The 21,326-nt window shown below is 46.7% G+C and carries 15 protein-coding genes and 2 tRNA genes; all 17 read left to right on the top strand.

Annotated features, from left to right (window positions below; translation table 11 throughout):
• Positions 1–12 precede the first annotated feature (12 nt).
• Positions 13–2,676, top strand: a complete 2,664-nt coding sequence (polA, locus tag LG211_RS09345; protein WP_269477373.1) for a DNA polymerase I — start codon at positions 13–15, stop codon at positions 2,674–2,676.
• A 101-nt stretch (positions 2,677–2,777) separates the two neighbouring features.
• A complete protein-coding gene (coaE, locus tag LG211_RS09340; protein ID WP_148395118.1) occupies positions 2,778–3,368 on the top strand; it encodes a dephospho-CoA kinase in 591 nt (196 codons plus the stop codon).
• A gap of 20 nt (positions 3,369–3,388) precedes the next feature.
• Positions 3,389–4,075, top strand: a complete 687-nt coding sequence (locus LG211_RS09335; RefSeq protein ID WP_148395120.1) for a DUF554 domain-containing protein — start codon at positions 3,389–3,391, stop codon at positions 4,073–4,075.
• Between the two features lie 63 nt (positions 4,076–4,138).
• Positions 4,139–4,822 (top strand): response regulator transcription factor, encoded by a 684-nt coding sequence (locus LG211_RS09330; RefSeq protein ID WP_148395122.1) that lies wholly within the window; start codon positions 4,139–4,141, stop codon positions 4,820–4,822.
• Positions 4,812–5,807: a sensor histidine kinase gene (locus LG211_RS09325; RefSeq protein ID WP_148395124.1), complete on the top strand. Its 996-nt coding sequence runs from the start codon at positions 4,812–4,814 to the stop codon at positions 5,805–5,807. Before LG211_RS09330 ends, LG211_RS09325 begins: the two co-directional genes overlap by 11 nt.
• 99 nt (positions 5,808–5,906) lie before the next feature.
• Complete coding sequence (locus tag LG211_RS09320; RefSeq protein WP_227755185.1) at positions 5,907–6,674, top strand: ABC transporter ATP-binding protein; 768 nt, start codon at positions 5,907–5,909, stop codon at positions 6,672–6,674.
• Entirely contained in the window at positions 6,664–8,655 is a 1,992-nt protein-coding gene (locus LG211_RS09315; protein WP_253019667.1) for an FtsX-like permease family protein, read from the top strand. Before LG211_RS09320 ends, LG211_RS09315 begins: the two co-directional genes overlap by 11 nt.
• A gap of 199 nt (positions 8,656–8,854) precedes the next feature.
• Positions 8,855–8,937: transfer RNA gene (locus LG211_RS09310), tRNA-Leu, on the top strand.
• Between the two features lie 282 nt (positions 8,938–9,219).
• Positions 9,220–10,866 (top strand): family 10 glycosylhydrolase, encoded by a 1,647-nt coding sequence (locus tag LG211_RS09305; protein WP_148395130.1) that lies wholly within the window; start codon positions 9,220–9,222, stop codon positions 10,864–10,866.
• Between the two features lie 134 nt (positions 10,867–11,000).
• Positions 11,001–12,701 carry an ABC-ATPase domain-containing protein gene (locus LG211_RS09300; RefSeq protein WP_269477372.1) on the top strand — a complete coding sequence of 567 codons (1,701 nt, stop codon included), beginning with the start codon at positions 11,001–11,003 and terminating at the stop codon, positions 12,699–12,701.
• 25 nt (positions 12,702–12,726) lie between these two features.
• Positions 12,727–13,320, top strand: coding sequence for a hypothetical protein (locus LG211_RS09295; RefSeq protein WP_148395134.1), 594 nt, complete (start codon positions 12,727–12,729; stop codon positions 13,318–13,320).
• 91 nt (positions 13,321–13,411) lie between these two features.
• The gene (locus LG211_RS09290; RefSeq protein ID WP_148395136.1) at positions 13,412–14,041 is read left to right on the top strand and encodes a TetR/AcrR family transcriptional regulator; all 630 of its coding nucleotides are present in this window, start codon (positions 13,412–13,414) and stop codon (positions 14,039–14,041) included.
• Complete coding sequence (locus LG211_RS09285; RefSeq protein ID WP_269477371.1) at positions 14,035–17,760, top strand: efflux RND transporter permease subunit; 3,726 nt, start codon at positions 14,035–14,037, stop codon at positions 17,758–17,760. Before LG211_RS09290 ends, LG211_RS09285 begins: the two co-directional genes overlap by 7 nt.
• 69 nt (positions 17,761–17,829) lie before the next feature.
• A tRNA-Leu gene (locus LG211_RS09280) sits at positions 17,830–17,916 on the top strand.
• 48 nt (positions 17,917–17,964) lie between these two features.
• On the top strand, positions 17,965–18,429 hold the full coding sequence (gene yajC / locus LG211_RS09275) for a preprotein translocase subunit YajC (protein WP_148395140.1): 465 nt from the start codon (positions 17,965–17,967) through the stop codon (positions 18,427–18,429).
• A 170-nt stretch (positions 18,430–18,599) separates the two neighbouring features.
• A complete protein-coding gene (locus tag LG211_RS09270) occupies positions 18,600–18,965 on the top strand; it encodes a TIGR04086 family membrane protein (RefSeq protein ID WP_148395142.1) in 366 nt (121 codons plus the stop codon).
• Between the two features lie 132 nt (positions 18,966–19,097).
• Complete coding sequence (gene secD, locus LG211_RS09265) at positions 19,098–21,317, top strand: protein translocase subunit SecD (RefSeq protein ID WP_148395144.1); 2,220 nt, start codon at positions 19,098–19,100, stop codon at positions 21,315–21,317.
• Positions 21,318–21,326: the final 9 nt, after the last annotated feature.

Raw genomic sequence — 21,326 nt, 5'->3', positions numbered from 1 at the left:
AAGGAGCAGAGCATGGAAAAGACCATTGTCATCATTGATGGAAACAGTTTGATCAATCGGGCGTACTACGCAATGCAGCGGCCTATGATCACAAAGGACGGAATCTATACACAGGGTATCTTCGGCTTTCTCAATATGCTGTCGAAGATTGAAAAAGATTATGAACCGGGTTATATAACGGTGGCTTTCGACTTGAAGGCGCCGACCTTCCGCCATAAAGAATACAAGGAGTATAAGGCAGGCCGCAAAAAGATGCCGCCGGAGCTGGTGATGCAAATGCCGCTTTTAAAAGATGTGCTGCGGGCGATGAACATCAAGCTGCTGGAAATGGAAGGCTTTGAAGCGGACGATATCATCGGAACCGTCGCCCGGGAAGCGGAGGAGCAGGGGCTGTTGCCGCTGATCATCACCGGGGATAAAGACGAATTGCAGCTGGCCACCGATAAGACGAAAGTCATCATTACCAAGAAGGGAATCTCCCAGTTTGAGATCTATGACCGGAAGGCGATGATTGATAAGTACGGATTTACACCTGCCCAGTTCATTGATTTTAAGGGCCTTATGGGCGATCAATCGGATAATATCCCAGGACTTCCCGGCGTGGGTGAAAAAACGGCGCAAAAGCTGATTTTGGAATACGGGAGCGTGGAGGAGCTGATTGCCAATACGGACAAAATTACCAGCCCCAAATTAAAAGAAAAAATCGAAGACAATGTCCAGCTGGCTGTTATGAGCAAGCGGCTGGCGACGATCAATACCAATGTACCCATTGACATTGATTTTGACGAGTTTTTATTGGAAGAGCCGGATTACGATAAGCTGATCGAAATCTACACCAAGCTGGAATTCAATAGTTTTCTGAAAAAACTGGATAAGTCGGCGGTGAAAAGTGCGGCCCAGCAGACGATTATCGATACGGAAGCTATCGAAAAGACGGTCATTCGTGAGCCGGAGCAGGTGCATGATCTGAAGCTGACAGAGCAGATTTCCATCAAAGTGCTGGGAGATTATAATCACGTAGCCGCGCCAAAAGTTTACGGGATCGGTATTCTGTCAACCGATGGCAAGTATTTCTATATCAACTGCGAAAAGGAAGAAACACTGCTGGCGGCCATCGATCTCTTCAACGAGGAAAAGCCGTGTTTTATCGGCCATGATCTGAAAAACGATTATTATATGCTGATGGCTTACGGCCTGGTCAGCTGCAGCTCTTGCTTTGATACGGCCATCGGCCAGTATGTTCTGGAATCGGGACGCAGCAACTATAACCTCAAGACCCTGGCTTATGAATATTTCCACGAGAGCCTGGAGGATGAAAAAGAGTTCTTTGAGAGCAACAGTCAAGTGGACTTATTCAGCGATCCTACGGAGATTTACAGCACTTACGGGCTTCGGTGGTGCGCCACTGTTCTCAGTCTGATGCCGGTGCTGGCTCAGAAGACCGAGGATGAAAACCTGAAGCAGGTTTTATACGAGGTGGAATTGCCGCTGATCGAAGTTATGGCAGCCATGGAGCGGGACGGCGTCACGGTTGATCGCAAAGAACTGACGGATTTGGGCGAGGTAATCACAGCTCAGGTGGAGACCATTACCCAGAAGATTTATGATCTTGCCGGCGAGTCTTTTAACATCAATTCACCGGCCCAGCTGGGACCGATCCTCTTTGAAAAGCTTGGGCTGACAGCCGGAAAGAAAACAAAACGGGGGTATTCCACCAGCGCTGAAACGCTGGAAAAGATCATGGACGAGCATGAAATCGTGCCCTTGATTTTAGAGTACCGGACCCTGACCAAGCTGAACAGCACCTATATTGAAGGGCTGCTGCCGCTGATCGACGAAAACAATAAGATCCATGCTCATTTCAATCAGACGGTGACGGCCACCGGCCGCATCAGCTGTACGGAACCCAATCTGCAGAACATTCCCATCCGCCAGGCATTCGGGCGACAGCTGCGAAAGGCTTTCGTGCCCGAGGATGACCATCATACCCTGGTGGGGGCGGATTATTCCCAGATTGAACTGCGGGTACTGGCCCATATGGCAGAAGATCCTGCGCTGATCGAAGCATTCAACCAGGGCGAGGATATCCACCGGACGACAGCCGCCAATGTGCTGGGCGTACCCAAAGAGCAGATTACCATTGAAGAACGGAGCCGGGCTAAGGCGGTTAATTTCGGTGTTATTTACGGTATGAGCTCCTTCGGCCTTTCTTCGGAACTGCATATTACAAGAAAGGATGCAGACGCTTATATCAAAGCTTACTTTGAAAAGCATGCGGCAGTGAAGACCTTTATGGATGAGCAGGTCCGCCTGTGCAAAGAACAGGGCTATGTGACCACTATCATGGGGAGGAAACGTTATATCAGTGAAATCAATGCTTCCAATTATATGGTGCGTCAGGTGGGGGAACGGCTGGCTATGAACAGTCCCATCCAGGGGAGTGCGGCGGATATTATCAAGCTGGCGATGATCAAAGTGTTCCAACAGATTAAAGAACAGGGATTGAAATCCAGGCTGATTCTCCAGGTCCACGACGAATTGATCATTGAAACCGCTGAGGACGAACAGGATATCATCGAGCGATTGCTGGTGGAAAATATGGAAAACGCAATCGATTTGAAAGCCCGATTAGTCGTAGATCTGAATCAGGGTAAAAGCTGGTATGATTTGAAATAACAAAGTCGGCTTCGCCGATTCTTTAAAGAAGTAGACTTTGTTGATACTCCGGAAATATCGCTGACGATATTTCCTACGTCATAGAAGAACGGGAGCATACGATGAAAATTATTGGACTGACAGGAGGCATTGGGGCCGGTAAGTCTACAGCATCGAAATATTTGGCGAAAAACGGGTACGCCGTCATTGATGCCGATCAGATTGCAAGAGAGGTGGTGGAGCCGGGAAAGCCTCTGCTGGCAGAACTCCGACAGGCCTTTGGAGCCGAAATTATTAAAACGGATGGAAGTCTAGACAGAAAGGCCCTGGCCGCCATTGTTTTTGAAGACGAAGCCGGTCGCAGAAAACTGAATCGGATCATGCATAGCAATATTATTCAAGTTATCGATAAGAGAATTGAAGCATCCTGCAGGCAGGAAACATGTAAAGGAATCATCATTGACGCGCCGCTGCTATTTGAAACCGGCCTGGAAGAAAAGTGTGATCAAACCTGGCTGTTGGTAGCAGATTGGGAAACTCGCATTCGCCGGGTCTGTGCCAGAGATGGCGCAGACCCGCAGGAGGTGGAGGCCAGGATCAAAAGTCAGATGGATGATGAGGAAAAACGAAAACGGGCTGATCTTGTGATCGACAATTCCGGCAGCAGACAGGAGCTGGAACAGAAGCTGAAGACTGTGATCGCACAGCTGTAGAAGGAGGCAGGAAAAGGAATATGATTGGCACGATTGTCAACACTTGTACAATTTTAGCGGGAAGTATCATCGGAAGCGTGATAAAAAAAGGCATTAAGCAAACCTATCAGGATGCACTGCTCAATGCCATGGGTTTGGCGGCAGTGGCTTTGGGCATCAATACCCTTGTCCAGAACATGCCGAACAGTGAGTTTCCCGTCCTTTTCATTCTCAGTCTGGCAGCAGGGAGCCTCTTCGGTTACATTGTTGACTTGGACAGGCGGTTTCAGAATCTCACCGACCGTTTCAGCGCCTCCGGTTCCAATTTGGCCCAGGGTCTTTCCACTGGAATTATGCTCTTTTGCATCGGCACCCTTTCCATTTTGGGACCTATCGAAAGCGCTCTCCACGGAGACCATACCTTTCTTTTCACCAATGCCACTTTGGATTTTGTGACCTCCATGGTATTGGCATCTACATACGGCATCGGTATTGCTATTGCCGCCGGTGTGCTGTTCTTGTGGCAGGGAGGCATTTATTTATTGGCGACGTGTGTGGCTTCCTCTTTGTCTGCCGATTTGCTTACGGAAGTTTCCATTATTGGAGGTATTCTCATCTTCAGCTCAGGACTGTCCATTCTCAAAATCAAGGACCTGAAAGCACTGAACATGCTGCCGTCACTTTTAGTACCAATCATCTGGTTCGGTGTGAAAGCCTTGTTTTCTTAATTGACCCAAGGATAAAATGACGATAAAATAAAAAGACTATGAAACTGAAAGGCAAAGATAATCATGGAAAAACTATTCCTTGTTGAAGATGAGCCCAAGATTCGCCAGGAGCTGGCCGCCTCACTGATCAAAAACGGATATTCTTGTATACTGGAGGATCAATTTGAGCATGTTGCGGAAGATATTCTGGCAGAAGCTCCTGATTTGGTTTTGCTGGATATTAATCTGCCCGTCCACGACGGATTTTATATCTGCCGGGAAGTGCGGAAAGTATCCCGTGTACCGGTGATCATGGTAACCAGCAGAGATTCGGATTTGGATGAAGTTATGAGCTTGAATACCGGAGCCGATGACTTTATTTCAAAACCTTACAACCTTCATGTGTTATTAGCTCGGATCGCTGCCGTACTCAAACGGAGCAGAGGAGGAAATGACCAGGCATTACTTAAATATAAAGGGGTATGTTTGGAATTGCTCAAGAGCAAAGTCTCCTATCAGAACCAAGAGATAGAGCTGACCAAAAATGAACTGGAGATTCTAAAAAAACTGATGAATCAAAAAGAGCAGATTGTTTCCAGAGACGAGCTGATCCGTACACTTTGGGAACAAGCTGAATTTGTTGAAGACGGGACTTTGACGGTCAACATCAATCGGCTTCGCCGCAAGCTGGAATCGATTGGCTTGAACGGGTTTTTAACAACGAAGCGCGGGCAGGGATATATGATCGAGTGGACCAATGAATTTTAACACATACTTGAAAGAAAAAGGAATGCGGATCTTCTTTTTTCTATGTATTTATGCTCTGGCTGGCTGTTTCCTATATGCCACTGGTACAGGATTACCTGCAATCTGTCTGATTGAAATCATCTTTTTGATGACTGGATGCGGGATGCTGTTCTTTGATTATGTAAAAAAAGTCCGTTTCTATCAGGAAGTGGCCAGCACCATCCATGTGTTTTCGGAAAATACAGGTTTGATGGAATTGCCGATGGAACCGGATTTTTGGGATGGAAAGATCGTACACAACATTTTGGAGCAATTGAAAACCGATTACAATGATCAAATGGCTGCTCAAATGGGCCAAAATCGAGAATACCGCCAGTACATTGAAAGCTGGGTCCATGAAATAAAGCTGCCGATTGCAGCCGCCCAGATGCTGGTAACCAACTATCCCAGCAGGGAGACGGCCAGTATTGGAGAAGAATTGCAAAAGATTGAAGCATACGTACAGCAGGCGCTCTACTATGCCCGCAGCGAAGGGGTGGAAAAGGACTATCTGATCAGTCCGATTTCCTTAAAAGATTTGGTGCTAAAAGAACTGGCTGACTGTGCAAGGGATATGCTGGAAGCCAATATACGACCGGCAGCCGAAAATCTGGACTATCAAATTTTGGCAGACAGTAAGTGGTGCGGGTTCATTCTTAGGCAGATTCTTTCCAATTCCATCAAGTATCGCAGCAAGATGGACGGTATGATCCGCCTTACTGCGAAGGAAGAGGGGTCCTGCATCTGGCTTTCCATTTTTGATAATGGAATCGGAATATCGGAAAAAGATATGGAGCGGATTTTTGAAAAGGGATTTACGGGGGAAAATGGGAGAAAATATGGCTCATCCACCGGCATGGGCTTATATTTATGTAAAAAATTATGTGATAAAATGGAAATGAAGCTGAATATTCATTCCGTTCAAGGAAAGGGTACGGAAGTGCGGATTGGATTTGTAAAAGCGTGAACTGGGATCTTACAAAAGTGTAATATTTCTGTCAGATAAATCGGTGGAAGGCTTAACTCCCTCCTGGTATGCTATAGAAAAGAAAAGGAGGAAGTTTATATGGAATATGTATTAAACGCAAAAAACGTACAAAAGTATTATTACAATAAAAAGAACGTTACCAAGGCGGTGGATGATGTTGATCTCAAAGTACACAGAGGCGAGTATATTGGAATTATGGGTCCATCAGGAAGCGGTAAAACGACTTTGCTCAACTGCATTTCGACCATCGATATTGTGACGGCGGGCCATATTTTTATCGGAGAAAAGGATATTACGACGCTGAAACAAAATCAATTGTCAGATTTCAGAAGAAACCGTCTAGGATTTATTTTTCAGGATTTTAATCTGCTAGACACCCTGACGGCTTATGATAATATTGCTCTGGCCCTGGCTGTGATTGGAAAGGAGCCAAAACTTATCGATCAAGCGGTGCATCGGATGGCAGAGGAGCTGGGAATTGAAGAAATTCTTTCGAAATTTCCCTACGAATTGTCTGGAGGTCAGAAACAGCGGGTGGCCTGCGCCAGAGCAATGGTAAAAAATCCGTCTCTGGTATTGGCCGATGAACCTACAGGAGCATTGGATTCCAAATCGTCGAAAATGCTTTTGCAGAATCTGGGAGATATGAATGAAAAAAGAAACGCTACGATTTTGATGGTTACCCACGACGCCTTTACAGCCAGCCATTGCAAACGAATTCTCTTTATGAAGGACGGCAAATTGTTTCATGAGCTGGTAAGAGGATTGGATACGAGAAAGGAATTTTTCAAAAAGATCATTGAAGTCGTTTCTGTGCTGGGAGGTGACAACAACCATGTCATCTAAAAAAGCAAAGATCCAGACAATGGCTCTTTTTCAGCAGATTGCCAGAAAAAACGTAAAAAACAACTTAAAAAACTATATGATTTATTTTCTGACAATGACGTTGGGCGTTGCACTGTTTTACACCTTCAATTCGACAAATGCCCAGTTTGCGATGATGAATATGAGAGATGAAGGCAGTTATTTAACATTTGCTTCTGCTACGCTGCTAGGGGTATCGCTGTTTATCTGTGTTATTATGGGGTTTTTAGTCAGCTATGCTAATCGCTTTTTAATGCGCAAACGGAAAAAAGAGCTGGGTATTTATATTAGTCTGGGCATTGACCAAAAAACAATTTCAAAATTGATTCAAAAGGAAACTCTTTTGATTGGAGGGATCTCCCTGGCCGCCGGGCTGGCTGTCGGTATTTTTCTTTCCCAGGGGCTGGCTCTCATTTCCATGCAGTTTTTAGCTGTTCAGAACGCAAGTTATCATTTTGTATTTTCGCCTGGAGCCGCATTGGGGGCAATTTGCTTTTTCGGCCTATTGTTTTTTGTTATGTATCGGGTGAACAACCGAACTTTAAAAAAGTACAAACTGATAGATCTGCTGTACGCAGATAAGAAAAATGAAAACTATCGTGAAAAATCGTCAGTCCAGAATCTCCTGATCGCAATCTTTGGCGGGGCTCTGATTATCGGAGGCTATTTGATGATTCTGGGTACAGATTCTTTAAGCCCGAAATGGGCGGGCGCTGGTATTGTATGCATTTTTATTGGAACATTTTTTTTCATTTGGGCAGTATCAGGGGTGCTGCTGCTGGTCTGCAAACGGCGTAAAAAAAAGTATTACAGAGGTATCAACCTTTTTTCCGTTGCGCAGATTGCAAGCAAATTCAAGACCACAAATGTTTCCCTTTCAATCATTTGTATCCTGTTGTTCCTTGCTATCAGCAGTATGACCATTGGGCTGGGGATGGGAAAAAGCTTTTCCCAGGATTTAGATACGCTTACTGCTTATGATGCTACAGTAAGAAAGATTCAAGAAGAAGGTATGAGCGGCCGCCAGTTTGCCAAATTGCAGCTTGAACAAGATTTGGAAGAAAAGGGACTGAAGATCAGTCAGATCGGTGCGGCAGGGCAGATTTCAATATATGCTTTTCCTGATACGAAAATTCAGGGCAAGCAGGTCTATACAGTGTCTCTGTCGGACTATAATAAAGCGCGGATCATGCAGGGCCTTAAACCTGTTCAACTTTCCAGCAACAGTTATCTGCTGTCGGTAACAGATCGGGATATGATAGCAGAATTCAAAGAGTTTTTATCCCAAACTGACGGTGAACTGCAAGTCAATGGGGAAAAATTAAAGCCGGAAACCAAAAATTTGCTCAATATGGGTTACGCGGTCAGTAATGTAAATACTGGGGACGGGACGGCAATCGTCGCTGATGGACTATTAAAAGGAAAAACGCCGCAAATCAAATATTTAAATATCAACTATACAAAAGATGCGGAACATGCTAATAATGTCCTTGCCGACGGTCTTAGGAATTTACAGGATAAATCGTATTCACTGGCAGAAAAGAGTATGGTAATTGTTGAACTGACATCCAGCAATTTGATGATGTCCTATTTGGCAATTTACTTGGGCATCTCGTTTATGATCTGTGCCTGCGTAGTACTGGCCTTACAGCAGATGGGAGAAGCGGAAGATAACCGGAAGCGGTACAGGGCTTTGAAGCAACTTGGCGTTCGATCCACTGCTATCCGAAAGTCTATTTTTCAGCAGATAGGCGTATACTTTGGATTGCCCTTGATACTGGCCTTGATTCACGTGGTGGTGCTCACTGTTGGTTTTTATATGATGCTGCCGCCGATGGGAATCCCCGCGATTATCTATAATACTGCTTTTGCAGCAATTGTTACCGGTGCTGTTTATGGAAGCTATTTCTTCCTCACATATTTGTCTGGAAAGTCTGCGGCGGAAGAAGATGTATCACAATAATTGTTTTATGATCGGTTGGGCCTCCTTCTTTGGGGCCCCACCTTTTTTAGGTCAGATGATTTAACAGGTTCCGGACAATGAATGATTTTCTCGATACATAAGTATAAAATATCAAAATTTTACGAACTTGTGATTGACAAAAGGGTCAATTTCCATTAAAATTGTAAAAGTGAGTTGAAGGAAAATAATTCACGGATGTGCGGCTGTGGCGGAATAGGCAGACGCGCACGGTTGAGGGCCGTGTGGGCGACCGTATGGGTTCAAGTCCCATCAGCCGCACCAATATAAATCGTTGGAATGATTGCGTTTCCAACGATTTTTTTATTATGCAGGAAATAGATCAATTACGGGTATCTCTTTGAAGGACTTAAGATTGCTTCCTGGTCCTGACGCAGATTGAAGAGCGGGACTACGAAGCCGGGCTGTGCGCGGAAAGTTATGACGATATTCGAAAATACGGTGTTTCATTCATCAAGGAGAGCGGAAAACATTTCCGGTTCCAATTCAGGTCAATGGAAGTTATAGTAGTAACATACTTAACATTACAAAAGGAGAGTCATTATTGTGAAAAGAATTGGAATTATTTTTATGATAACAGCGCTGCTGCTGGGAGGCGCTTTTACCTACGGACCCCAACGACCGGAAACTAGCTTTGCAGCGGCAGCCAAGGGCGAATTGAGAGGAATATGGGTGTCGGTCTTTGATTTGCCCAAACTGGGGCTGAACGCTTCCAATGAGGCAGCCTTTATTAAGAATGCCGACCAGTTTTTAACCGATGCCAAATCAAATGGAATTAATACGGTTTTTCTGCATGTACGCGCCTTTGACGATGCCATTTATCCGTCGAAGACCTTTAGAAGGAACCAGTATGTGTCCTCTTCCTACGACCCGCTGCAGCTGATGATCCAGCAGGCCCATAAAAAAGGTATGGAGCTTCATGCCTGGATGAATCCCTACAGGCTGGATTACAATTATTATTTAGATCCGGCGCAAGCGTCCACCAGTGAGCGCATTAAAAAAGCCGTTTCCGAAGTGATGGCATATGATATCGACGGCATTCATTTTGACGACTATTTTTACCATGCAGAAAAGGGATACAAAAATGTCAATGGAACCATTACTATCCAAAAGGAGCAGGAACCTTCCCCACCTGTTAAGCGGGCCAACGTCAATGCGATGGTTAGTTCAATTTATTCCTACATAAAAACGAAAAAGGCGGATGCCGTTTTCGGTATCAGTCCCCAGGGCAGTCTGGAAAATTGCCGGCTGGGAGGAGCCGATATTGACCGCTGGATTTCGCAGAGCGGTTATGTAGACTATTTGATGCCGCAAATCTATTGGTCCAATCAATGGGGAAGCAAGGCCGACCGGGCGATGTTTTCGGAGCGAATCGCAGAATGGAAAAGGCTGAATAATGGCAGGAAAACCCTATATGCCGGACTGGCCTTATATCGAACCGGCACCGCCATTTCCGACGATCCGGGTTGGATGAAGAAATCGACCAATTTAAAAGATCAAGTCCAGATTTTGCGAAGCAGCGGTCTAGCAGGCTACACCTTGTTCAGCGGACAAGATCTATACAGGAGCGCTGCTCAAAAAGAGCTTTCCCAATTGCGCGTGCTTCTTGGTCTGGAGACAGCGCCGTCTGTTCCCAAGCCAATTCCGGCGCAGGCGCTTCAGGTTTCGGCAAGCAGCTACAACTCTTTAAAACTTTCCTGGAAAACGCTGCCGGGTGTGAGCGGATATCAGATTTACAGAGCCGCTTCAAAGGGAGGCACTTATAAAAAAATCAAAACCATTGATAAAGCACAAACCAGTACCTATAAAGATTCCTCCCTGGTATCGGGCAAAAGCTATTATTATAAAATAAGAGGCTACAAAGGCAGCCAATACGGGGCGTTTTCCACGGTTAAAAGCGGAACGCCAAAACCGTCAGCACCTAAAATAAGCGTCAAGGCCGGCAAACGTTCTGCGGCCATCAAATGGAAGAAAATCTCCGGCGCCAATGGATATGTTCTGTACAGAGCCGCGGGCACTAAGGGAAAATTCAAGACAATCAGGACAATAAAGTCAGGCTCTACGATCAAATATACCAACAAAAAACTTGCGAAGAAGAAAAAATACACCTTCCGAATGCGTGCTTATCGCCTGGTAAAAGGAAAGCGGGTCTACAGCGGATACAGCAGCAAGGTAACGGTGCGCATAAAATAACGTAGTCGGCTTTGCCGATTCATAAAAGAAGTAGATTTTGTTGATATTTCCTATGCTATAAAGAAATGCAGATTGCCCGGCCTGGGTTTCTCGGTTATAATACTCGTAACATCAATCGGAAAGCAGGTCGCGCAATGAAGCAAGCAATGGATTTAAAAAAACAACTATACGCCATCGACGGTAAAAGCTATGCGCTCTATAAGGAGCTGAGAGGCAGATACCAATTCGACCAATACGTTTTGGCATTGGATCGGATTCAAGGGGATCCTTTCGCGCCGCCATCAGCCCTCAGCGTGAGGATTCCTTTTAAAGATACCGGAATCCCTCGATCTTACACAGAGAAAAAATATACCAGAATTGCTCTCCAGGATTTTCTGACCCGCAGGCTGGCAGCCCAGCTTGAGAACTTTACATTTCAAACTTCCGGTTCAGGAAAAAGCGGCCTTTTGACTACGTCCCGGTGCGGACAAACGGTCCTCGAGCGGACAGCCTGCCAGATTACGGAGGACAGCCTGATCGTAAGATTTCATGCTGGGTTCCCGGCAAATGGCCGGCGAATTCATGCCGCAGGATTGGAAAAAATGCTCTTTTCTTTTCTTCCTGTCTGCATGGAGAAAGCTCTGTTTTATTCCAACATGGATGGCCGGGAACTGGAAGCGGTTATTTTCCTGGCAGAAGATCAACATGCGATCCGCCGGGAATTGAAAAAGCGAAATCTGGCTGCTTTCGTAGCAGACGGGTCTGTTCTGCCCCGGGAAAGCGGCATATCGGACCGGCCGATGAAGGATTCTGTGGCTTTTTCCGCGCCCGATCGGCTGCGAGTTACCATCCGGCTTCCCCACAGAGGGGAAGTGAGCGGAATGGGGATTCCCTGCGGCATCACCCTCATTGCCGGCGGCGGATACCACGGCAAGTCCACCTTGCTCAACGCATTGGAACAAGGCGTGTACAACCATATCGCAGGCGACGGCAGGGAATATGTGGTGACCGATGACAGCGCCGTTAAACTGCGTGCAGAGGACGGCCGGTTTGTTAAAGATGTAGATATTTCTCTCTTCATCAACGATTTACCCAACGGGAAAGATACCGGCTGCTTTTCCACGCTGGATGCCAGCGGCAGCACTTCCCAGGCCGCCGGCATCGCAGAGAGCATTGAAGCGGGCAGCCGCCTGTTTCTCATAGACGAAGATACTTCCGCCACCAACTTTATGGTGCGGGATGCCTTTATGCAGGAGGTCATCAGCCGCAGCAAAGAGCCGATCACCCCCTTTCTTGAACGGGCCGGACAGCTTTATGAACAAGCTGGCATTTCCACCATCCTGGTGGCAGGCAGCAGTGGCGCTTTTTTTCACATCGCGGACACCATCATTCAGATGGATTGCTACCGGCCGGCGGATATTACGGAAAAAGTCAAAAAACTGTGCGAGAAGCATCCGCTTTCCAGTGGGGGCACCATACCGCTCTTTGCGCTGCCCCGGAGCCGCCGGATTATGAGCTGGCCCAGGAGACTGGAACAGGAGAAAAAGAAGCACAAGCCTCTAAAGGTAAGACTTCACGACAAAGATACTTTTTCCATAGGCAAAGAAACGGTGGATTTGCGGTATGTGGAACAGCTGACCGACGTGGAACAGACCCAGTCGCTGGGCAGATTGCTGCTTTACGGACTGGAACAGCTGACCGACGGCAGGCGGACGCTGCCACAGATTGCCGATCAGTTGGATGAACTGGTGAGGGGGCAGGGGATGGAAGGATTCTTTTCCGGCAGCCCGGTATGCGGATTCGCTGCTGTACGCAGACAGGAAATTTTCGCCTGTTTGAACCGGTTTAGACGATAAAATGTGTGTGACAAAGGAGGAAAGTATGAAAGAAGAATATGAATTTGGCCCGGAAAGGCCGGGGAATTTTACAGTTTCCGAAAAAAAGTTGAAAAAGCTCTGTCCTGAGCTTTATGGAACGGGTAAGTTTAACCCGTCCAAGATGTTTGCCAAATCATCCATCAAACGCTTTGTTAAAATTGGAGACTGCCAGCCGGCGGTGGTACTAAAGACAAAGCCGCTGATGGTAGCAGCGTTTGCTGATGAGCTGGATTGCATCGCCATGCTCCGGTTTCCCGAAAAACTGGCAGATACGTATGAGCTTGTGGAAGGAAGCCGGCTGCTCAGTGTGAATACCTATACGGAAATGGAAGGAATGCTCTGCGCCGACCTGGACAAGGGCCCGGAAGATTCCGGTATTTTTGAAGGTTTCCAACCGATCATTATCCAGTTCCTTTCTGATGAGGAATCGAGGATGGAGGAAATCATGGATTCTTTCGAGCCTGTTTTGTGGGAGAAAGCCTTTCAGCTGGGCAAAGAATACATGCGAAGCTATCCCGGCGTGTTTCGAGATGGAAATCCCCTTCGATCGGAAGAACTTTCCAAAGACTCTAAGCGGAAATTAAAAAAGAAGCTTTAAGAAAAAGAATTCAATTGACATTCGACACAGTGTCCAGTACAATATTTATGTTGTATCGACACTGTGTCAATTTTTGTATAAGGAGAATCTTATGCCGACTGAGGCTTTTTTTCATTTAGAAGAACAAAAGAAAATGGTTTTGTTAGAATCTGCTGTCAGTGAATTTTCTGCGCTGCCTTATGAAAAGGTTTCGATTTTTAAGATTGCGCAAAATGCAGGAGTTTCCAGGAGCGGATTTTATTATTACTTTAAAGATAAAGAAGATATTTACAAATACTTGATCGACCAGATCAAGGAAGAATTTATGACCGAGCTTGGCAAAGATAAACGGCGATACGATATCTTCGCGTTCTGCAAAAAAATCTTCTGTCTGCTGGCCAATGTGAAAGGAACCAGCCGGGAAGCACTGATCAAGCGCATCGTTTCCAATGCCAAACCGGACGATGTAAACGAATTCCTGGATAAGTTCGAGCTGTGCGCCGAAGAAAAACAGTTTGAATATCTGTGTGACTTGAATGATTTAAACCATTATTCCAGACAAGAGATCACCAGCCTGACCTGGCTTTTGATCTGCAGTTCCGTTTATGCGCTTCAGCGGTACTTCGCAGGGGGCGAATCGTTTGAAACAGCTGAAGGGCGGTTGGAAAAGATGTTCGAAATGCTTAAATACGGTGTAATAAAGGAATGCAAGCGGGATAAAACAGGAGGAGATAAATGTTAGCAAAATTCAGCGTAAAAAAACCATTTACCGTGTTAGTGGCGGTCATATTAATCATTGTTTTCGGGATTGTATCCTTTTCCAAGATGACTCCGGATCTGTTTCCCAGTATCAACATGCCTTATGCCATTGTGATGACCACGTACCCGGGAGCCAGCCCGGAGGAAGTGGAAAACGAGCTTACCAAACCCATGGAACAGCAGCTGGCCACGCTCAACCATATTAAAAATCTGACTTCCCAGTCCAATGAAAGCTACTCCATGATCGCTTTGGAGTTTTCCGATGATGTGAATATGGACGCGGTGTCGGTGGATATCCATGAGAAAATCGATATGATTTCCGGCGGATGGGACGAAACCGTGGGAACGCCCATTGTTATGAAGATCAATCCGGATATGATGCCGGTCAATGTGGCGGCGGTCAGCTTGAAAGATAAAAGTACCACGGAGACATCCAGTTTTGTAGAGGAAAATCTTCTGACGCCGCTGGAAGGGATCGAAGGAGTAGCCAGCGTCAACGCCACCGGATTGATTAGTGAAGATATACAGGTTATCCTTTCGCAGGACAAAATCGATAAAATCAATGATAAGACCAGTAATGCCATACTCAAGCAGTTTTCCGACGCTAAAGGCAAACTGAACAGCGGAATCAACTCGGCAAAAGGCGGTCAGAACAAAATTGATTCGGGTAAAAAACAGGTGACCAAGGCTCAGAAACAAGCTGCTCAGCAGATGGAAGCCGCAAGGGTCCAAATGAAAGAAGGAAAAGAGCAGCTGCAGAAGGCCAAGGAAGCGGTTATTCAGGCAGAAGCGTTGAAAGCTACCATGCAGCAGATTGAAGCGGAAGTAAAAAAACAGTATCCGTCTCTTTCTGATGAACAGATTAAAGAACTTTGTATGAGAAATCAGGCTTATGCCCAGGCTTCCAAGGCGCTGGATACAATGGCCGATGCGCTGAAGGCATATGGAATGGATATGAATGATCTTCCTTCGACCAAGGAGATCGATGCCCAGATCAAAGCGATCGACGACGGACTTTCCAAGCTCAACGTACAGCAGGCCAATCTCTCGGACACCTTGGGCAACAACATGTCCGAGCTGACGGCAGGCAGCAGCACTCTGCAGGCCACAGTGGCCCAGCTGCAGGCATCTTTGGCTCAGGTACAGTCCTCCGAAGAAGCGGCGCTTAACAGTGCCAATCTGACGGGCGTACTGACCATGAGCAATGTTTCGGCAATCTTGAGTGCCCAGAACTTTTCCATGCCGGCCGGCTATGTGAGTGACGGAAAAAGCGAGATCCTGGTCAGTGTGGGCAATAAAATCAAGAGCATTTCCGAATTAAAGGATCTGGTGGTTTTGGATATGGACGTGGACGGCATGGACCCGGTAAAGCTGTCCGATATCGCCGATGTGACCAATGCCAATAATTCTGCCGAAACCTACGCCAAAATCAACGGCGAAAACGGCGTGCTGCTGACCTTTACCAAGCAATCTGGATACTCAACCGCCGACGTTGCCGATCGGGTTACGGAAAACTTCGATAAACTTGCGGATAAATATGACGGCCTTACCTTTACAACCTTGTCCGATCAGGGGGAATATATTCATATGGTCATCAATTCCGTATTGCAGAACCTTTTGCTGGGGGCGATCCTGGCGATTCTGATCCTGCTGCTGTTCCTGAGAGACATCCGACCTACGATCATAACGGCCATCAGTATCCCCATCAGCGTGACCTTTGCCATCGCATTGATGTACTTCTCAGGAGTCACTATCAACGTGATTTCTCTGGCAGGTTTGGCCGTGGGCGTGGGTATGCTGGTGGATAACTCCATTGTAGTGATTGAAAATATCTATCGGCTGCGCGCGCTGGGCTACAACCATACCAGAGCCGCCATTTCGGGGGCAGCCCAGGTGACGGGAGCGATTACCGCCTCAACCCTGACCACCATCTGCGTCTTTGCGCCTATTGTCTTTGTGGAAGGTATGACCCGGCAGATTTTCACCGATATGGCTCTGACCGTGACTTATGCGCTTTTGGCCAGCTTGATTATCGCACTCACATTGGTTCCGGCCATGGCCAGAGGACTTTTGAAACGGGACGCGAAAAAGACGGCTCTCAGCCAGGACAGCCCGATTATCGCCAAGTATAAAAAGGCTGTGGAGTTTGCGCTGGATCATAAAAAGTGGGTGCTGATTATTGCGGTGGTGCTGCTGATCGGTTCCACTGGTTTGGCATTGAGCAAAGGGTTTTCCTACATGCCTTCCATGGCCAGCCAGCAGATGTCTGTAACGATACAAATGCCTGACGACAGCGACCTGAGTGATACGGCTAAGGCTACTGACGCGATTTCTAAGAAAATCATGAAAATGGATTATGTGGAAACGGTCGGCGCTATGCTTTCAAGCGATGCCAACAGCGCCATGGGCATGTCTACAGGAGAGAAGGATGTGACTCAGTCCATGATGTATGTGATTTTGGACGAGGATAAGCTGGACCAGGCCAAAGATCTTTCCAAAAAAATCGAAGCTATGGGCAGCGATTACGGCTGTGAAATCACCGCTCAGGGAGATACGGATATGATGAGTATGATGGGCGGTTCCGGGGTACAGCTTAAGGTGTACAGCGATGACCTGGATACGCTGAGAACTTCGGCCATATCCATTGAAAAGCGTCTGGGTCAGGTCAAGGGACTGAAAGAAGTGACCGATACAAAGGACGACAGTACGCCCAAACTGCAGATCAATATTCATAAGAATAAAGCCATGTCCTACGGGCTCACAGTGGCGCAGGTGTTTGCCGATGTTTCCGCCCAGCTTTCGAAGGATAAAGCAGCCACAACGCTGGTGCAGAGCGGAGAGGGAACGGATGTGCTGGTATCCAGCAAGGATACGGAATCCATGACAAAGAAGGATTTGGAGAAATTGAAAGTTACCGGCAAGAAGGCGGACGGCAGCGAAAAGAAGGTCAGCCTTTCGACGATCGCCGATATTACGGAAGAGCAAGCCCTCAGCGTGATCAATCATGAATCACAGAAGCGAGTGCTGACCATCAGCGGCGAACTGGCTGAGGGATACAACATCACCCATGTGACAAACGCGGCTAAAGACGCAGTAGAAAGCATGGATTTGCCGTCGGATGTAAAAGTGGAATTTGAGGGAGAAAACGAGACCATTATGGATGCCATGGAGCAGATGATGCTGATGATGGTGCTGGGTATGCTGATGGTATATCTGGTCATGGTGGCTCAGTTCCAGTCTCTGCGTTCTCCGTTTATCGTCATGTTCACCGTTCCCCTGGCCTTTACCGGGGGAATGCTGGCGCTGCTTTTGACCGGACAGGATGTGAGTGTGGTCGCACTTTTGGGATTCGTCATGCTGATGGGTGTTATTGTAAACAACGCCATTGTGCTGGTGGATTGCATCAACCGCTTCCGGCTGGAAGAGGGCATGAGCCGCCGCGATGCCATCATTGAGGCGGGAGCAGTAAGAATACGCCCGGTTCTCATGACAGCGATCACCACCATTCTGGGACTCTTGCCGCTGGCCGTGGGGATGGGAAACGGCGCCGAGATGATGCAGCCTGTAGCCATCGTCTGCATCGGCGGATTGATTTATGCTACGCTGATGACCTTAATCGTCATTCCGGTTATGTACAGCTTGCTGAGCAGAAAATATATGACGGATATCAAGGCCGAGGACCTGGAAATTATCGATGCGTAAAAATATGCCGAATTTTTTGTGTTAAAATCTTGTCTTAATCTGTAAGCTATGCTATAATAATTTCATTGCGCCGGCGTGATGGAATTGGCAGACGTGCGGGACTCAAAATCCCGTGGTGGCAACACCGTATGGGTTCGACCCCCATCGCCGGCACCATTTGAATTTGAATTGTATAAAGTAATATTTTAAGGAGGCTTTATTTTTATGAATGGGAACATGTTAGCAACGTTACTGCCTTTAGTCCTGCTCTTAGTAGTAATGTATTTCCTGCTGATCAGACCTCAGAAAAAGAGGGAAAAGCAGGTAAATCAAATGAGGAGCAACGTTCGTGTTGGTGACGAAATTATCACGATTGGCGGAATCTGCGGTAAAGTCGTAAAGACCAAAGACGAGTCCCTGGTGATTCAGGTTGGAGCTGATAAAGTAAAATTCGAAATAATGAGATGGTCGGTTTCCAAGGTTGTTGAAAATGCAAAACCGACTAAGAAAGTAAGCGTGCCGTCTTCCGAAGAAGAGACCGAAGAGGAAGATGCACCAAAGAAGGCAATGCCGAGAAGACTGAAGAAAAAAGCTGCCCAGGAAGAAAAGGCTGAGGAGCCGGAATCTGCTGAAGAAGCCGCGCCGGAAGAAGAGCCTGCCGAAGAAGCTGCAGCTGAGGAACAAAAATAGGCCGCCTTTTGTAATAGGAAATCAAGACGCATCCGAGAGCCAGAGGTTTTGGATGCGTCTTTTTTTGTGTATGGCTTTTGCCGGCCGCTTTTAAATCGGCGGGCTGCGGTTCTTATTTTCCTCTTGACGAAATATACTGATTACAGGCAAAAGAGGGAGGTACAAAATCGATGGATAAAATTATGAGAATCTGCAAAGGGTATTTCTTCAGCTTGATTGGCTTCGGTCTGTTTACATTGGTGGGAGCGCTGGTTTTGAAATTCACTCCGTTTCCAGAGAGTTGGAGTTTCTTTTATTTGCTGGCAGCTATGATAATCGTCTGCCTGTTTATCGGTCTCTATATGGGAGCATTTTTTCAAAGAGCAGGACTGCTGACCGGTCTGGCCTTTTCCACAGTGCTCATGCTGCTGATTTTGCTTATCGTCAGCGCTTGCTTTACAACCTTCATAAAGCTTTCTATGTTAACGCCCGCATATCTGATTCCCATTGGGGCCGGGGCGCTGGGAGGAATCCTGGGGGCAAATATGAAAAAGTAGCGAGAAAGCAGAAAATTCAATGGTCCCCCTTGTTAAAACAGTAAAAAAGTAGTAAAATATTATGACTGTAGTTTAAAATGGCACAGATGTTGCCATAGAGAAATCATACATAAGATAAGAGTGGAGGACAAAATGAATTACAAGCTTAAAAGAGTTTTCGCAGTTTTGATCATACTTCTGATTGCGTTCGGATGGTATGTGACTCTTTTTGGACTTGGATCTGTCATGGAACCAACCAAGGACAAAATCAAACTGGGACTCGACATTAAGGGCGGTGTATACGTGGTTATGCAAGCCAACACCGACGCCACAGGTGAGGAACTGACAGAGCTGATGAATCAGACACAGGCAGTTATTGAAAAGCGTGTTAACGAAATGGGACTGGCGGAACCTACTGTTACGGTGGAAGGAACCAACCGCATTCGTGTTGAGCTGCCGGGAGCCGAGGACGCAGAAGAAGCCATCGACCAGATCGGTAAGACTGCTCAGCTCCAATTCGCACTGGCGGACGGCACCATTGTACTGGACGGAAGCAATGTAAAAAATGCTACTACCGGTATGGCGGAAGATGGGGGCTATGCGGTCAACTTGGAATTCAACAGTGAAGGCGCCAGCAAATTTGCCGAAGCCACACAGAAGGCTTACAGCGGAACAGTGACTTCAAAGATTGAGAACGTAGCAAATAACGCAATCATGATCCTTTTGGATAATCAAATTATTTCCGCTCCGGGAGTGAAAGAACCGATTTCCGGCGGAAAATGTGAGATTACCGGCAATTTCTCTCAGGATGAAGCCAAGAATTTGGCTGCCCTGATTCGAGGCGGTTCACTGCCGGTAGAACTTGAAGAAGTCAATTCTTCCGTGCAGACGGCCAAAATTGGGTTTAATGCTTTGGAACAGAGCATTATTGCCGGATTTATCGGTCTGGCACTGATTTTCCTGATCATGATTGTGGGATACAGACTTATGGGCCTGACTGCCGATCTTGCACTGCTGCTTTATGTGGTCATCATACTCAATGTCATGGCTCTAATGGGAAGTGTATTAACCCTGCCCGGAATTGCAGGTATCATCTTGTCCATTGGTATGGCCGTGGATGCCAACGTAGTTATTTTCTCCCGAATACGAGAGGAGATCATCAGCGGCAAGAGCGTGCGGGTAGCCGTTCAGACCGGTTTCAAACGGGCCATGAGTACGGTAGTAGATTCCCAGGTGACGACCTTTATTGCCGCCATTATCCTATACCAAGTGGGAACCAGCTCAGTAAAGGGCTTCGCATGGACGTTGATGATCGGTATCCTTGCCAGTCTGTTTACCGCAGTTGTGGTTACCCAGCTATATCTGGGCATTCTTTCTGAAAGCAAGAAATTCACCAAAAAGTCTTTCTACGGAATAAAAAAGGACAACACTGCAGCCTTCCAGATCAAACGAGAACTCCATTTTGTTAAGCATAGAAAAATCTTTTATATCGCAACGGTTGTAATCATGCTAATTGGATTGGCATTTGGATTAATCCGCGGACTCAACTACGGCATTGATTTCACCGGCGGTACCATGATTCAGATTGATATGGGCAAGCAGGTGCCTGCTGCTGAGGTAGAAAAATCCATCAAGGAATATAAGCTGGATCCGGAAGTCATTTATTCCGGAGAAGGAAATGAAGAAATCGTGATCCGTACCATGGAGGCACTGGATTCCGATCAAAGAGCGAAAGTCATTGGGACTCTCCAAAAAGATTTTGGCTTTGAAGATCAGGACATCATCGCACAGGAACTCTTTGGGCCTTCCGTGGGAAAAGAGCTTCGGAACAATGCTATCAAGGCGATTTTGATATCGGCGCTTTGTATGCTGATCTATATCCGAATCCGTTTCTCCGAATGGAAGTTCGGCGGGGCGGCTCTGCTGGGTGTACTAAATGATGTCCTTCTTGTGATCGCTTTTTACGCCATCTTCCACGTACAGGTCAACAACCCATTCATTGCGGGTATTCTGACCGTAGTCGGGTATTCTATAAATGATACCATTGTTGTTTTCGACCGGATCCGTGAGAACCTGAAGTACTCCAGGCGCGGAGGAACGGAGGAGTTGATCGATAAGAGTATTTCCCAAACTTTGGGCAGATCGTTGATGACTTCCTTTACAACGCTGATTGTCATGGTTCCGCTGTTCATCATGACCGGTCCTGCAATTCGGGAGTTTACACTGCCGCTAATGATTGGCGTGCTGGCAGGTGCCTGCTCTTCCATCACCATCTGCAGTCCTCTCTATTATGAATTTGCACAGCGGGCGCGGGGCAGCAAATATTTAAAAGATTCGAAGAAGAAAAAAGAAAAAGCCAAGAAAGACAAATAAGTAAGAACG

This window comes from Hominibacterium faecale (assembly GCF_020734085.1).
GTDB lineage: Bacteria > Bacillota > Clostridia > Peptostreptococcales > Anaerovoracaceae > Hominibacterium > Hominibacterium faecale.
This window is presented reverse-complemented; position numbering and strand designations above follow the sequence as displayed.